The organism is Flavobacterium sp. CSZ (genome assembly GCF_015350725.1).
GTDB lineage: Bacteria > Bacteroidota > Bacteroidia > Flavobacteriales > Flavobacteriaceae > Flavobacterium.
In genome coordinates, this window is record NZ_JADKPQ010000013.1 from 85,927 (window position 1) to 101,552 (window position 15,626).

General features: G+C 34.3%; 15 protein-coding genes. 13 read left to right on the top strand and 2 right to left on the bottom strand.

Annotated elements, in window-relative coordinates; translation table 11 throughout:
* The first annotated feature begins 115 nt into the window (after positions 1-115).
* The 12 genes from IRZ78_RS15740 to IRZ78_RS15795 all read left to right on the top strand — a co-directional run bounded on the left by IRZ78_RS15740 (position 116) and on the right by IRZ78_RS15795 (position 12,175).
* Positions 116-889, top strand: a complete 774-nt coding sequence (locus IRZ78_RS15740; RefSeq protein WP_347349836.1) for an NAD(P)-binding domain-containing protein — start codon at positions 116-118, stop codon at positions 887-889.
* Between the two features lie 714 nt (positions 890-1,603).
* Positions 1,604-1,984, top strand: a complete 381-nt coding sequence (locus IRZ78_RS15745) for a hypothetical protein (RefSeq protein ID WP_228520496.1) — start codon at positions 1,604-1,606, stop codon at positions 1,982-1,984.
* 345 nt (positions 1,985-2,329) lie between these two features.
* Positions 2,330-2,944, top strand: a complete 615-nt coding sequence (locus tag IRZ78_RS15750) for an SCO family protein (protein WP_194617448.1) — start codon at positions 2,330-2,332, stop codon at positions 2,942-2,944.
* A gap of 10 nt (positions 2,945-2,954) precedes the next feature.
* The gene (locus IRZ78_RS15755) at positions 2,955-3,326 is read left to right on the top strand and encodes a hypothetical protein (protein ID WP_194617449.1); all 372 of its coding nucleotides are present in this window, start codon (positions 2,955-2,957) and stop codon (positions 3,324-3,326) included.
* Between the two features lie 36 nt (positions 3,327-3,362).
* Positions 3,363-4,229 carry a helix-turn-helix domain-containing protein gene (locus IRZ78_RS15760; protein WP_194617450.1) on the top strand — a complete coding sequence of 289 codons (867 nt, stop codon included), beginning with the start codon at positions 3,363-3,365 and terminating at the stop codon, positions 4,227-4,229.
* Between the two features lie 37 nt (positions 4,230-4,266).
* A complete protein-coding gene (locus IRZ78_RS15765; RefSeq protein ID WP_228520497.1) occupies positions 4,267-4,908 on the top strand; it encodes a superoxide dismutase in 642 nt (213 codons plus the stop codon).
* A gap of 19 nt (positions 4,909-4,927) precedes the next feature.
* Complete coding sequence (locus tag IRZ78_RS15770; protein WP_194617452.1) at positions 4,928-5,236, top strand: YHS domain-containing protein; 309 nt, start codon at positions 4,928-4,930, stop codon at positions 5,234-5,236.
* 441 nt (positions 5,237-5,677) lie between these two features.
* Complete coding sequence (locus tag IRZ78_RS15775; RefSeq protein ID WP_194617453.1) at positions 5,678-7,120, top strand: cytochrome c; 1,443 nt, start codon at positions 5,678-5,680, stop codon at positions 7,118-7,120.
* A 13-nt stretch (positions 7,121-7,133) separates the two neighbouring features.
* Positions 7,134-8,480: a cytochrome c gene (locus tag IRZ78_RS15780; RefSeq protein ID WP_194617454.1), complete on the top strand. Its 1,347-nt coding sequence runs from the start codon at positions 7,134-7,136 to the stop codon at positions 8,478-8,480.
* 652 nt (positions 8,481-9,132) lie between these two features.
* Positions 9,133-9,675 (top strand): cysteine hydrolase family protein, encoded by a 543-nt coding sequence (locus IRZ78_RS15785; protein WP_194617455.1) that lies wholly within the window; start codon positions 9,133-9,135, stop codon positions 9,673-9,675.
* 153 nt (positions 9,676-9,828) lie between these two features.
* The gene (locus IRZ78_RS15790) at positions 9,829-10,701 is read left to right on the top strand and encodes an AraC family transcriptional regulator (protein WP_194617456.1); all 873 of its coding nucleotides are present in this window, start codon (positions 9,829-9,831) and stop codon (positions 10,699-10,701) included.
* 118 nt (positions 10,702-10,819) lie between these two features.
* Positions 10,820-12,175 carry an MATE family efflux transporter gene (locus tag IRZ78_RS15795; RefSeq protein WP_194617457.1) on the top strand — a complete coding sequence of 452 codons (1,356 nt, stop codon included), beginning with the start codon at positions 10,820-10,822 and terminating at the stop codon, positions 12,173-12,175.
* Positions 12,176-12,271: 96 nt separating this feature from the next.
* Here IRZ78_RS15795 and IRZ78_RS15800 read toward each other — a convergent pair whose 3' ends face one another.
* Positions 12,272-13,168 carry an NmrA family NAD(P)-binding protein gene (locus tag IRZ78_RS15800; RefSeq protein ID WP_194617458.1) on the bottom strand — a complete coding sequence of 299 codons (897 nt, stop codon included), beginning with the start codon at positions 13,166-13,168 and terminating at the stop codon, positions 12,272-12,274.
* A gap of 117 nt (positions 13,169-13,285) precedes the next feature.
* On the opposite strand from IRZ78_RS15800, the gene IRZ78_RS15805 reads away from it, so the two are divergent.
* Positions 13,286-13,618, top strand: coding sequence for a helix-turn-helix domain-containing protein (locus tag IRZ78_RS15805; RefSeq protein ID WP_095955068.1), 333 nt, complete (start codon positions 13,286-13,288; stop codon positions 13,616-13,618).
* A gap of 288 nt (positions 13,619-13,906) precedes the next feature.
* On the opposite strand, the gene IRZ78_RS15810 is transcribed toward IRZ78_RS15805, so the two are convergent.
* A complete protein-coding gene (locus IRZ78_RS15810; protein ID WP_194617459.1) occupies positions 13,907-15,598 on the bottom strand; it encodes an AraC family transcriptional regulator in 1,692 nt (563 codons plus the stop codon).
* Positions 15,599-15,626: the final 28 nt, after the last annotated feature.

Sequence of the window (15,626 nt, forward strand, 5' to 3'; positions counted from 1 at the left end):
AAAGACTATTAACTTCCAAATAAAGGCTGAAATCGATAATACAAAACAAACAGCTGATACTTAAGCACTTTATTTTGTATCGGGATGCAGCAAATTAAACAGTACACAACAAAAAATTAAAGATAAAAAAATGAAGATAGGAATTATTGGAACAGGTGCTATTGGCAGCACACTGGCAGAAAAATTGTCTCATGCAGGACACCAGGTTAAAGTAACCAACACTCAGGATTTCGCTGAGCTTAGCAAAATTGCTGAACGTTTGGGAGCAAAGGCTGCCACACTTAATGACGTTGTTAAAGACGTAGAGGCTATCATTTTGTCCATTCCTTTCAAAGCATATAAAGACCTGCCGAAAAGTTTATTTCAGGATGTGCCCCAAGAGGTTATTATTATGGATACCTCTAATTATTCTCCTTTACGTGATGGAGAGTTGCCGGAATTGGAAGGAAAAACTGAAAGTGAATATATTTCCGAAATTTTGGGAAGACCGGTTGTAAAAGCTTTTAATATTGTCCTGGGTCACACGCTCAAGCACAACGGTAAAGCTGCCGGGGAGGAAGGAAGGTTAGCAATATCATTAGCTGCGGATAACGATGAGCATAAGAAATTAGCCGCTGAACTAGTTGATCAAATAGGCTTTGATACTGTAGATGGGGGAAACCTTAACTTGTCGTGGAGGCAGGAACCGGGAACTCCAGCTTTTTGTACGGAACTAAATGCAGACAAACTCAAAGGAGCACTTGCCGAAGCTGAAAAAGGAACAGCCCCCGCAAGAAGGGATTATATTATAGACAAATTAATGAAAGCTGAACGCCCGCCTTCTCATGAAGAAACAGTAGCCTTAATGCGCTCAGGATCATCAAAAAATCTGGAAATAGGGAATATGTAAAGATATGAAATACTAAGGCTTGTCGTCACTTTCTAAAAAAGAAACGAAATTTTAAAAAAATAGCTAAAATATTTATTAATACTTTTTTAAATAAAAAATGGCGTCAATTGTCTTCAATTGGCGCCATTTGGCTTGTTTGTGACCTCAACGGGACAAATTACAAAATCTTTTTTGGATGATTTGAAGAAATTGGCTAACTACATGTAATGTCTGTCTTTCATTGGCTTTGTAAATTTGGTTTAGATGTCCTGTTGGGTATTGGTGTAAAAAAATATAAAAACTCAATTTGTTTGCGGTATTAATCTGGGAGACAATTCTACAATTATTATGAAGTATTTGAAAATATTGTTATACTTAAGGCAGAATTGTCTTTCATTGGCTCTATGAATTACTGTCTGGGATTTTAAAATAAATTTATTTGATTTTCGAAATCTTTTTGAACAAAATGATTATTTATTTGGTTAAATAAGTCTTCCTTAAATTTTGTAGTAAAAATTTCATAATTAAATAGCAAAAAATTTTCCACATTCGTCTAAGCTTTTTGGGAGAGAAAAAGTATGAAGTCTATACTTATTGATTGTTGTTTGACCGGAGTTAAAAATTGGTTTATTTCTATAATGTTGATCAATATTTTTTGTTGAAAGGAAACAATAAGTTTCTCCCAAATAAAAACAAAATTAGTGTATTTTTGCATTTATAAACAAATTGGCAATCTTGAAAAAGTATATTATCATAGTACTTTGTGGTCTAATTTTTCTTCCCTCTTTGGGAAGCATGTTTGTATATGCTTCATTTAAACTAAATCAGCAGGAAATTGCCAAAACAATCTGTGTACAGCGCAAACAGATTTTTAACTCTTGTAATGGTCGATGTGAACTGCAAAAAAGTCTTAAAAAATATTCTGATAACGAAAAGCAAATGCAGGACATTCTTAAAGAAAAAGTAGAGATTGTCTATATCTGCAACTCTGAAGTAAACTTTACTTTTTTACCTCCAGTAGGATATCACAAAAATGTTTTTGCTTTTTTAAGCAGCAAACCAATTGGAATTTCCTCTGCTACTTTTCGCCCGCCCGCCACTATTTTATACATCTAAATTTCTTTTCAAATTCATTAAGAAAAATTTGTCATTGCCTTTTGCAACTTGACAATACCGCTATTGCTATGAACTAAGTTGATTTTTCTGTATTCATTTATTCTTAATAAGATAAAAGATTAACATAGAAAATTTAAAAGTTTTGGTCAGTTGGCTTTATGAAGTCATATCCTCATCAATCTACAACAACAACTTTATTTAGCGTTGTTTGTTATAGGCTTTGCAATATCCTTATTTGAAAAACCCAATGGACTTTATTGATGAATCTTCATTGAAATTATACATGCAAACAAGTCAGCAGTTTATAACATAATCTGCTTGATTAAATATTTAAATAATAAAAAAATGAAAAAAATAGCTTTGATTCTTTTGCATTCTCTACTTGTAATATCATGTGAGAAAGCTCAGGAGAAACTTCCAATATTAGGAAATCCAATAGTAAAAGGAAATGAAACGCAGTATCCGCGTATCAAAGACTTTTCGTTTACGAATCAGGATAGTCTGAAAATTACCAATAATACTTTTGACGACAAGATTTATATAGCCGATTTTATTTTTCTTTCCTGCCCTTCAATCTGCCCGAAAATGAACACACAACTTAAAAAAGTGTATGATGTTTACAAAACTAATAACGAGGTATTGTTTCTCTCGCATACCATTGATCCTGATCATGACACAATACCGCGCCTTAAAGCTTATACGGTGGATCACGACATAAAAAAGAATTGGCATTTTGTTACGGGAAACAGAGACAGTATCTATAAAATTGCAACCGAAAGCTATTTTGCAACGGCATATCCGGATAAAAATGAGCCGGGAGGTTTTGTGCACAGCGGCGGATTTCTGCTTATAGATAAAGACAGGCACGTTCGCGGGGTTTATGATGGCACAAATCCAAAGGAAACCACAAGACTAATTGCTGATGTAAAAATTCTTTTAGAAGAAAGTGAGGCCAAATAACAGTCTACTGATGAAAAAATACATCACTTTATTTATTCTTATGCTGCTCGCGTTTCAAAATGCAGGCAGTACTTGGATTATTGGTGATTTTTACATCAATCAGGATTATATTGCCAAAAATGTCTGCATCAACAGATTTGATACAATCCCCATTTGCAACGGAAAATGCTATCTCGAATATAAATTAAAAGCAAATGACAAACAGGAGCAGAAATTTCCAACGGTAACCTATAAAGAAGTGCAGCTGTTTTTACAGGATCCAGATCAGTTTTTATTCAAGGCGGTGCGTTTTGTCTTCAAAAAAAAGTTTCCGGCGCTGCACGCTGAAAGTCATAAGTCCAGTTATATTTTTTCGATTTACCATCCTCCCAGATGCGGTTAATACTCTCGTTTTAGTATTAATCATAAAATCAAAAAAATGCAAATATCAGAAATACCAGACCGCAGCCTGAGTCTATTCACAGGTGATGAGAGTCATTTCTGGATGGATAATATTACTAATCTGCTGCAAAGGTTTCCTTTATTGGAATATCCTCACAGGCAGAATTTCTTTATGCTTCTCTTTATAGATGATGCAGCAGGAGAAATTAGTATTGACAATCAAAAAGTCCGTCTTGACAGCGCTAAAGTCATCGCTGTAAAACCTCGTTGTATAAGCTTTATAGACATTAACAGAAAAGCCAAAGGAAAAATTATCTGTTTTACTGAAGATTTCTTTTCCCTGCGTTATAACAATAACATTTTAGACCAGTTTTCATTTCTTCATGATACTTCTAAGTTATTTGTCAGGCTTAGTGAAGAGGAAGCAGACAAGTGGGAGTATCTGCTTGAAATATTTTTCAAAGAGTTCAGTCTCCATAGAAGAGAATCGGTAAAAGTGCTTCGATCGTATCTTAATATCCTGCTTTTCGATTTGGAACGGCTTTATGATCCCTCAGGATTTGTGGTCAACAATTCACCTAAACAGCAGAAAATAAAAGAATTTGAGAAACTCATCGACAAAGATTTTAAAATTAAAAAAATGCCTGCCGCTTATGCGGACCTGCTTAATGTAACTCCGAATTATCTCAACAAGATATGCAAGGAAGTAACCAATTATACAGCAGGTGATTTGATACGAAAACGTATCGTGATAGAAGCGCAGCGGCTTATTCATTTTACCAATTATTCTATAAATGAAATTGCTGATCAGCTCGGTTTTGAAAATGCGTCCTATTTTATTACTTTTTTTAAAAGGCAGACCAGTACCACACCTGAGCAGTTCCGCAGATTATCAAACCAGTAAAAAATAAAAAATGGGAAACAATAAAATTTTAATAGTAATGCTGCTGCTGTGCGTATCAGTATCAGCTCAGTTCGTACAAAAACCGCTGCCTTATGCTTATGATGCCCTGGAGTCGTACATAGATGCCAAAACAATGGAAATCCATTACAGCAAACATCATGCGGGTTACGTAAAGAATTTAAATGATGCGCTCAAAGGTACAGCATTGGATAAAATGACACTTTATGAGCTGTTCTCTAAGGCATCATCATTACCAGTTGCAGTGCGAAACAATGCAGGAGGACACTATAATCACGAGATGTTCTGGTCTGTATTAACGCCTGATAAAAATACAAAACCTTCGGTTACACTTCTAAAGTCGATAAATGAAAAATTTGGAAGTATGGAGAATTTAAAACAGCAATTAAACCAGGCTGCACTCGCGCGCTTTGGCTCGGGTTGGGTATGGCTTTACGTGTCGGGTGAAAATCAGCTGGAGATTTCTACGACTGCCAATCAGGACAGTCCACTCATGGATGATACCCAAAATAAAGGCGTACCAATATTAGGCATAGATCTTTGGGAGCATGCCTACTATTTAAAATACCAGAATAAACGTGCGGATTATCTGGGCGCTTTATGGAATGTCATAAACTGGAATGAGGTTAGTAACCGTTATCATTCTGCATTAACAAAATAATCATCTAAACTTGAGTACAATGAAAAAATTTCTTTTAATTGCCGGTATTGCAATTGTTTTGAGCTGTAATAAGAAAGAAACAAAAGCGCATCCGCACGATCATCCCCATACAATGGAATCTGAAAATACGTTTAAAGATCCTAAAAATCCGCTCAATAAATTAACCTACGCCAGCAATCTGGACTTTAGCTGCAACATGGATGTCAGCAAATACGGCGTTAGTGATACCGTTACCTACAAAGGAAAATTATACGGTTTTTGCTCATCGGTCTGTAAAGATGACTTTATGAAAAAACCGGATGAACATCTGGCAAAAAATCAGAAGTAATTTTCCTTGAGAATTGCACAAAAAAGAAGGCTGAGAAATTATTTTTTTTCAGCCTTCTTAGTTTATATTGACTATTTGCTCAGGTTTTATTTATTGTTTTAGTCAGGTCAAAGTGTGGATTAGTATTCAATATTACTCCATTATTGTTTTGAAAAATATTTTGTCTCTCTGTCTGTTTTTCTCTGGATATAATCATTTATGATTTAGTTGTTTACGTTTTTAATAATTTAATACAAGGTAATATACATCCTGCCAATTTGATAATAAGGTGTAACCAGTATAAACAATGTATTGAAAAGCTAAATTCAGTAGCATAAAATGCAATATAAATAGTGATTTTAACGAATCCGGAAGTAACGTTTATTAAAATTTCCTGCTTATTTGTTTTTAGCTGTTTTTGAATTACTATGCGAGATTTGCAGTAAAAAAACAGAATAATTTATGGACTTTCCAATTTTTCATTTAGACTGGCTCAACAATAGGATGCTTATCGCCATTATTGCCATTATTCACGTGATGATTAATCACGGTTTAGCTGTGGGTTTTATGCCTCTTATAACATGGCTGGAACAGAAAGGTGTTAAGAATAGCGGCAGGGAACAAATTACAGATTTAGACTGGGACAACAGAATCTATAATATGATGAAAGTTGCTTTTATCATAACTACAACACTTGGTGCAATGACAGGAGTGGGAATATGGTTCTCCGTTGCACTTGTAAGCCCCACATCGATTGGAAGTTTAATACGTGTTTTTTACTGGGCATGGTTTGTTGAATGGCTGGTATTTGTTACTGAGGTAATTTTGATCATGATTTATTTTTTGACATGGAAGAGCAGTAATACTTCACTGAGGGCTAAATTATTGCACATCCGGTTTGGATGGTTTTTAAGTTTATTCTCCTGGATTACTATGGCAATTATTGTTTCTATTTTGAGTTTTATGATGGATCCCGGAAACTGGAATACACATAAGAGTCTGCTCAATGGGTTTACTAATCCAATTTATCTTCCGCAGTTATTGTTTAGAACTCCTACGGCAATGCTTGTGGCGGGAAGTTTTGGAATGATGCTGGTAACTCTTTTCTTTAAAAAGGGTACGGAATTAAGGCTGAAAGCTGTAAAATATGTTTCAAAATGGATTATTCTATGGGCTCCAATTTCTCTTCTTGGAGCGGTGATTTATTACCGAGCCATTCCTGAGGCTATGATCGCTAATATGAGTACGGCAGTAGGGACGATGGATTTTAATAAGTATTACGATTTAATGAAGTACTTTATAATTTTTGGTATATCATCTTCCTTAATAATGGCAGTTCTGGGGTTGTATAAAGCCAACTGGATTAAATGCTATATGGTATTGTTTCCTGTGCTTATGGCTTTTGCTTATCTGGGATTTTTTGAAAGGGTGCGTGAATTTGTCCGAAAACCTTATGTAATTGGAGGTTATATGTATTCTAACTTATTACTGGAGGAAGATTATCCTGTTTATCAGCAGTACGGACTTCTTAAAAATGCCACCTATACCACAGTAACCGAGATTACACCGGAAAATAAAGTAGAAGCCGGCAGAAATGTTTTTGCGATAGCCTGCAGCCGGTGTCATACCACAGAGGGAGTAAATAGTGTGGTGGATGTTTTTGAGCGCATGTACGGAGTTGGAAAACCCCTCGATATTAACTCCATGGCATCTTATATACCCAATATGCACAACGGAAGAACCTATATGCCTCCTTTTCCTGGCACCCAAGAAGAAAGTGAAGCCTTGGCGGCCTATATACGCAGTATTCAGGATACTGGTGATGTTCTCGAAGGGGCACAGTCAGAAGGTGTAGAGGTAAGTGAACTACAAGATACAAAAGCAGTTTTAGCAAATAAAAAATAACAAAAGTTTAAAAATGATCAATTTATATATTGCGTTGCAAAACAACGTTCCGGTTCCAAAAGATATTCCCTTGCCGCTGCCAATGCCTGAATGGTTTTTTGTAGTTGTTCTGGTACTGTCATTTCTATTGCATATCCTTTTTGTAAACCTAATGCTTGGAGGTTCTATTTTGGCTTTAATTGCCCAAATAAAAGGACTTAAAAATAAGGAATATGATATACTGGCACACGAAATAGCTAAAACCATAACAGTCAACAAGAGTATAGCCGTCGTATTAGGAATTGCGCCGCTTTTGAGCATTAATGTGTTATATACGATTTACTTTTATTCGGCAAATGCTCTTACTGGTTTAATGTGGATTGCGGTAATACCACTCGTTACAGTGGCGTTTCTGCTCACTTACTTGCATAAATATACATGGGAAACCTTGGAGAATCACAAGGCGGTTCATATTTCGATTCTGGCCTTGGCAACTGTTATCTTTCTGTTTATTCCATTTATCTTTCTAACTAATATCAATCTAATGCTTTTCCCTGAAAAATGGGCTTTAGTAAAAGGCTTTGTAGACGCATTGTTTCTTCCGAATGTTTTCCCCAGATACCTGCATTTTATCCTGTCTTCACTGGCAGTTACGGGATTGTTTATATTTTGGTACAACAGCCGCAAGAGTTACCCCTTTGAAGAGATATATCAAGAATTTACCCGATACGATATTCAAAAGAAAGGCTACTCTTTGGCATTAACTGCCTCTTTATGCCAGTGTATGATTGGTCCTCTTGTATTGCTGACATTACCGTCTAAAGGTATGGGGTGGAACCTGATTTTGGTGATTTTCTCCGGAGTTGCATTCGCCGTTCCCGCTATGTGGCTTATTTGGAAGAGATTGACAGGCGAAAAGGAAAACATTAAAAAAGACTTTTATAAAATAGCAATGCTCCTTGGAATTACGGTTTTGTGTATGGGCTCAGGAAGGCAGATCTACAGGGCAAATTCGCTGGAAAAACATAGAGAACTGGTAAAAATTAAAACCGATGAATTTCAAATCCTGAAAAAGAAAGCTGCAACCAAAATGAAAGCAGAAGAAGCCGGAGCAGCTTCGGCAGATATGTCAGAAGCAGAAAAAGGGCAGAAGGTATTCAGCCAGTATTGTGCCTCCTGCCATAAAATAGATGAAAAATTAGTCGGACCTCCAGTTTTTGAAATGGCGAAAATCTATAAAGGTAACGTGGCTGATTTGCAGAAATGGATAAAAAATCCAGGTAAAAAACGTCCCGACTATCCACAGATGCCAGGTTTTGAATCGCAGCTGGATCAGCAGAAACTCGATCAGCTGGCGGAATATATTTTGAACATAAAATAAAATAAAAAACAATTCTCTATGATTCGTTTCTGTTATCTGGTTCCAATAATAGTTTTTATGTGTGTTACAGGCATTTTATACAAGGTAAATAAGCATGAAAGTATAACAAAAAAAAGACCAAAGAGCATAATAGAGAGATCGCATAGCGTTTCCGCTCAATGTTTAGAAAATAATAATAGTAAATATAATTGACAGCCTTAATCGATTTTTAACTTAAAAATAAAATAGTATGATACAAGTTTTTTCCATTATGATTTTAATTTTTGTGCTTCTTGCCATTGTTTTTCTGATAAGAATAAAATCAATAACACTGCAGCTTATTAAGTCTAAAGAATTGAATAACAAAGAAAACCCATTAGAAAAGAATTATCAATTTATTAAGGGACTGTATTAGCCAAGGTTGTCCACCAAAAGAAGTTTCTTTTAAATTTTGATAGTTTGGAGCCCTGTTGATGCTGACACACACAGGGCTTCTTTTTTGTTTATAAATAGGACTGAAGTTTTAAGAGCAAAATAGGATTATGAAATTGAGAATAGCATAGATAGAAAATTTTGCTTATCAAAATGGTATGTTTTGAAAGTGTTTTGGCAGCAGATATCGCTGCACGAGTTTTTAATTTTGACATATATAAAAATTAAAAAATTAATTAAAATGAAAAAGGCATTACTACTAATAGATATACAGCAAGAATATTTTGAAAATGGCGCATTGGTACTTGTAAATCCAATTCCGGCAAGTGAAAATGCAAAAAAAATACTGGAACATTTCCGAAAAGAAAATGATACTATTGTTCATGTACAGCATATATCTGGCGCAGGCATTCCGTTTTTTGTTTCTGGAACTCAAGGAGTGGAAATCCATGAAAATGTAAAACGACTGCAAAGCGAGAAAGTAATCACGAAACAATTTCCTAATAGTTTTAGAGGCACCGATCTTTTAGAATATTTACAGTCAAAGAAAATAACGCATTTGGTTATTGCAGGAATGATGACTCATATGTGTATAGATGCAGGAACAAGAGCAGCTGTTGATTTTGGATTTGAATGTACTGTGATTGGCGATGCCTGTGCTACGATGGACCTTCAGATTAACGAACAAAAAGTAAAATCTGTCGATGTACACAATTCATTTTTAGCAGCATTAGAATTCTTTTACGCTAAAATTCAGACAACTGATCAATACCTGCTTTCTTAAATAAATTTAGAACTCAATTTTATAAAATGGGCTGTAATTTATTATGGCTCATTTTTGCATTTGGCAGTTATTTGCAAATGAAGTTGTAAATTTACTAAAGCAGGCTGAAATTAATAAAACGATTTTAAGAGATTAAAAAGGAATGAGAAAGGAATGAAAACAATAAAATTTCATAAAGCAGAATGTGGTGTTGAGATGCTTCTTAATGTATTGCATGGAGATGTACTAAGCGAAAGATATTTGGAGCGAGATACTTTTAACACTGATTTTTTTGAAATTTTGCTTTTTAAAAAGGCGAAGGGAACTCTGATTTTAAATCAGCAGAAAATCAATATAACTGATAATACGATGGTTTTTATTTCTCCTTTTCAGAAAAGACAATGGATATTGGATAATGAGGGACTTGATTTTACTGTTTTGGTTTTTCAGGAAAATTTTCTTAACGATTTTTTCTCAGATAAATACTTTACGTATCGTCTTCTTTATTTCTATCAGTTAAATTTTCCTTTAAATATAACTATTGAAAAAGAAGAACTGCAAAAAGCACTTGAGCAGCTTATGGAAATCAAATCAGAATTGGCAGCGCAAAGGACAGACAGTATTCATATCATCCGCTCTCTTACTTATTACCTGCTTTTGAAGTTCAACAGGATATATGCCCAGAAAAATAATCTCTCAATTGAAAGGGCCGAAAATAATTATGCTTACCAGTTCAAAAAGTTACTCGAAACGCATATCAGGGATAAGCAGAGAATTGACGATTATGCAGCTTTATTAAATGTGAGCAGGATTTCAATTAATACGTGTGTAAAAAAACAGTTTAATGTTACCGCTACAGAACTCTTAAAACAAAGACTGCTCTTCGAAATAAAAAATGATCTGATACATTCTGGAAAGACTGTCGCTGAGATTGCCTATAATCTTCATTTTTCGGAACCTGGACATATGATGCGGTTTTTTAAAACCCAGACAGGAATTACCAGCACGCAGTTCCTGTCAGATTATCAAAATGGTATATTTTCATAGCAGTTTTTATAGAATAAGATAAATTTGCAATAAAAGAATTGCTATACTTTAAAAATGAAATTTTACAGTATATTTTTTCAATACATTCAATCTGCCTTGAGGCAGTTAATTTTTTAATATGCTCAAAAAATATAAATCTAATAAGATATATTACCAAAGCACAATAACACTTGCTGGACCAGTAGTAATTTCTCAGTTGGGACATACACTGGTACAGACTTTTGATACCATTATCATAGGACACTATGCAGGAACTATTTCTTTGGCGGCAGTCTCACTGGTTCATTCTGTTTTTATGGTCGTTTTAGTCATAGGATTAGGTGTGGCCTACGGATTAACACCATTGATTGCGCAAGAAAATGGAAAATCAAATTTTAAGGAATGCGCCGAGCTTCTGTCAAACAGCTTATGGCTTAATGTTGCAGCTGCAGTATTTCTTTTTTTAGTAGTGTACTATGGTTCTATGTTTGCCATGCAGCATGCGGATCAGGATCCTCTGGTGGTTGCAACGGCAAAACCTTACTTACTTATTTTAAGTTTATCTATTCTGCCTTTAATGGTATTTCAAACCTTTAAACAATTTGCAGAAGGACTAGGTTTTACAAAACAAGCAGTGTCTATAACGATATGGGGAAATGTACTCAATGTAATTATAGCAGTGATTTTGGTAAAGGGCATGTTTGGGATTGAGCCAATGGGAGTTCAAGGGGTAGGAATTGCAACATTAATAGATCGGGTTTTAATGATGCTGGTTATGATGTGGTATGTGCTTCGATCAGAGAATTTTAGGGTTTATATAAAGCATTTCTCTGTTAAGTTTGTTGATTTTTCAAAAATTGTAAAAGTGGTAAAAGTAGGATTACCTGTAGCGATGCAGTATGTTTTTGAAATTGGAGTATTTGCAGTTGCGGCTTTAATGGCTGGCAATATAGGCGCAACGGAGCAAGCTGCTCATCAGACAGCAATAACCCTTGCGGCAATGACCTACATGATGGCAGGGGGAATTGCATCGGCGGCAACTATTAAAGTTGGAAATAGTTTTGGAAATCAGAACTACAAAAGACTTCAGAAATTTGCTTATGCGTCTTATCATCTAGTTATCATTTTTATGATGTTCTTTGCTCTAATTTTTACACTCTTTAATCAATATTTACCTTATTTGATAACAAATGATACAAGTGTAGTAGCGCTGGCTGCACAATTATTGATAATTGCCGCGCTATTTCAACTCTTTGATGGTACTCAGGTCGTTGGACTAGGAACACTAAGAGGAATGGGAGATGTAAATATTCCTACTTTGATAACCTTTGTTGCTTATTGGCTTATTGGCCTGCCTGTGGCCTACATTTTAGGCATTTATTTCAATGCAGGAGTAAAGGGAATCTGGTACGGTTTGACTTTGGGGTTGTTAACATCATCTGCCTTACTGTATTTAAGATTTCGATATGTAATAAATAAAGTTTTGGAAAAATAATTTATAAATTCTATCATTAAAGTACAAAGTCCTTTTAGAATTTAAGGCATAAAAAAGCAGCAAAAAGAGTCTATTCTTGCTGCTTTTTTTTACAATTTAGTTAATAAAAAAATGTTTATGGATTTTAACCCATTCTTCTATTGGAGTCATTCTTACAGGCAGTTTTTCTAAAACCTCCTGCAATTTAGGATTAAATTTTGTGGGATATACTGGCAGACTTGCCAACATTTCATAATATCCTTGCACACCTCTGGCGCTTTCTTCTCCAACAAGAATACTTAATTTATCCCCGAATTCTTGCGGAGGCATTGCGTAGAAATCAATTTTATCGCCCAAACCAAGAGAGAATTTTTCGGCAAGACCATTTCCTTTCAGGTTATCCAAACCGCTCACAAGAAAGGATTGTCCAGATAGTTCTGGTTTGTATAAAGCTTCTGCCACAAAAGCGCTGACATCTCTTGATGCAATATAACCAATAGGCATATCTTCCGGAGTTGGGTAAGCTACTTTTTTTTCACTTTTTACATAATCGGTTGTATAAGGAGCCAATAAATTTTCAGCATAAATAGATGGCTCAATAATAACATAGGGTACTCCGCAATTTTGAAGATATTCCTTGGTATCCAGCTTTACATCTTCCATAGGAATTCCTAATTTTTGCGGTGCCAGAAATCCGCTGGTATTCCAAACTATCATTTTTACGCCATTTTCCTTAGCTGCATCAATTACATTTTTTGCAAGTTGAAATCCATCTGCCGGATTAGGCAAGGAAACAGGAATCAGCAAAGCAACAGCATCAATTTCCTTAGTGATTTCTTTCATTTTTAATGCATCAGACATATCGCCTAATACAGGGATTGCACCAGCGTCTTCTAGTTTTGAAAAGTTTTTTTCTGAACTTGTAGCAGCATAAACAATTGCGCCTTTATTTTTTGCTTCTCCAATTACATGAAATTGCTGTGAGCCTGTGGCTCCAAATACTAATACTTTCATTTTATTTTTTATTTAATTGTTTTAATTTTTTGGTAAAACTAATTAATAACTTACTTTTGTACAAGTACTTACGTTTTAGTTGGGTACTTACCAAATAGTTAGAAATATTGAAAATCAATGGAAAAAAATCTGAAAATAATTAATGCATGTGACGAAAATTGCCCGGTAAAAAAAGCTCTAGGCTTATTGGGAGGAAAATGGACAATGATGATTTTGTATCAGCTTAATAGCAGAACCATTAGATATGGAGAACTTAAAAGAGCTGTAGTAGGTATTAGTGAAAAAATGCTGATTCAGGAATTGAATTCTCTGGTAGAAAACAAACTGGTTAGTAAAAAGGCCTATCCTGAAATCCCTCCAAGAGTAGAATATACATTAACAGAACTTGGTTTGAAGACTTTACCAATTATAGATCAAATAGCTGCTTTTGGATTGGAAAATTTGGTTTAGTTTGCTTGCTCAAATCTAACATTTAGCATTTCTTTTTTAAGCATTGTTTTCGCCTTTATTGGTAAAATTTTCCTTTAAGTTCTTCATTGACGTTTTAAAAAACAAATTAGTAAAAACGAGTAAAACTTATATTTAGAGGATATATGAAAAAAAAAGGCGCCAATTGTCTTCAATTGGCGCCATTTGGCTTTGTGACCCCAACGGGATTCAAACCGTGAAAATTACTGAATATTTTAAAGCATTATTGCTTTTTTAAAATTATGATAAATTACCATTTTATTCTAATAACTATAAATTTGAATTAGTGTTTTCTTTTTTAATTTGCTCAATAAAATAAGCTGTTGAAATTCCAGTTTTAGCTTTAAAAGCTTTAACAAATCTTTCAGTGCTGCTAAAACCAGCTTCCTCAGACAAAGCCTTGTTGGTATAGTTTCGCACCAATTTATTTATATAAAGTATAGATATGATATAGTCTATTTTAAGATCATTTATATATCGGTTGAAACTTTTTTCTTTATAATGATGAATTATAGCAGAAAGATATGTTGGATTGTGATTAAAAAAAGCAGCCAGACTAGAGAGTTTCCAATCTTTTTCAATATATTTTTTTTCATTTTCAAATTTCTCTAAAAGTTTTAATATAATTTGAACTGTTTCAGTATTAATACCCGGCATTGCCGGTTTCTCATTTTTTTCTTTGGTTCTTATTTTATCTTTCGAATTATTAATCTCCAACATTAGTTCTTCAAATCGTTTCTTGTAAAATTTTTTATTTCTAAAGTTTCGATAGTTGACAAAAATAAAGCTGGAAAAAAGAAAGGTCGTGAAACCAATCAAAACAGAGTATTTATGATTTTTTATAAAAAGCTCCTTTTTTAAATTTTCTTTTTCGATGAGCAATTCCTGAGTATTGTATTCCTTGTTTATTTTTCCAACTAAATAATGAAAGGTTTCATTGAGCATTCTATCGGCTTTGAGCAATTGATCTACGTAATACAATTGAAGTTTAGGATTACCTTTAGTCTTATAATAATCGATTAGTAGCTCATAGACTTCTCTGAGATCGGGACGCAGATAACCTTTTGTGATAAAGAGCTGATCTACTTTCTCAAAATAGGGTAGCGCCTTTTCGTACTTTTCCATTTTCCAATAACTTTTGCCAATGTAGAAATAACCAACGGATTCATTTCCAAAGTCATTTTTTTCTTTTAGTCCTTCAATTGAGGATGAAATATTTTTAATAGATGAGGTGTAGTTTTGCTTAAAGTACTCGTTGATTCCTTTGGAATGAATAAAATATACTTCCACTTCAGGGCTTTTTAATTTTTTGCATTCTGCCAGCCCTAATGCATTAGTTTCACCGCAGAGTCCATATTCTCCTATTTTGTTATAACAAATTCCTAAGAAATGCAGTGAATTCAAATAGGGTTGGGAATTTTCATTCTTGAAATAAGAGATACACTGTTTTAGTAATGAAATGGCCTCATCATAATAGCCTAAGTAGTATTTGACAAGCGCAATATGATACTTTAATTTATGTATAAGGTATTTGTCAGTTGAATTAGCTAAATAACTGTTTGCTGTAATATAATTATCCAGAGCATAATTATGCTGTTTTAGGGCGTAGTAAGCGATGCCTTTGGATAGGAAAGCAGACCCTATTATAGTGTTATTGTTTGTTTTTTTTGCAGCATATATTGCGCTATCGGCGTATATAAGAGTGATTTTATCAGAAGTCTGGTTGGATAAATTGCGATAACCATTGGCTATTTCTTTCCAGTTCTGTTCTTTTTTTGCCTTAGATAAATAGGCGTTTAAATAAACAATAGCTCTGGAGGTGTCTTTTTTAAGTTGGTAGGCTTTATCGTCGAGATAATCATAACTCTTATTTTGTAGTGAGTCTGGTAATTGATGCTCTTTTTGCGCTGAGATTGCCTGACAAAGCAAAAGAAAGATTGCAAGTGTTTGATTTTGATTCATAATAGGATAATTGGGGGGAGCTATTTTG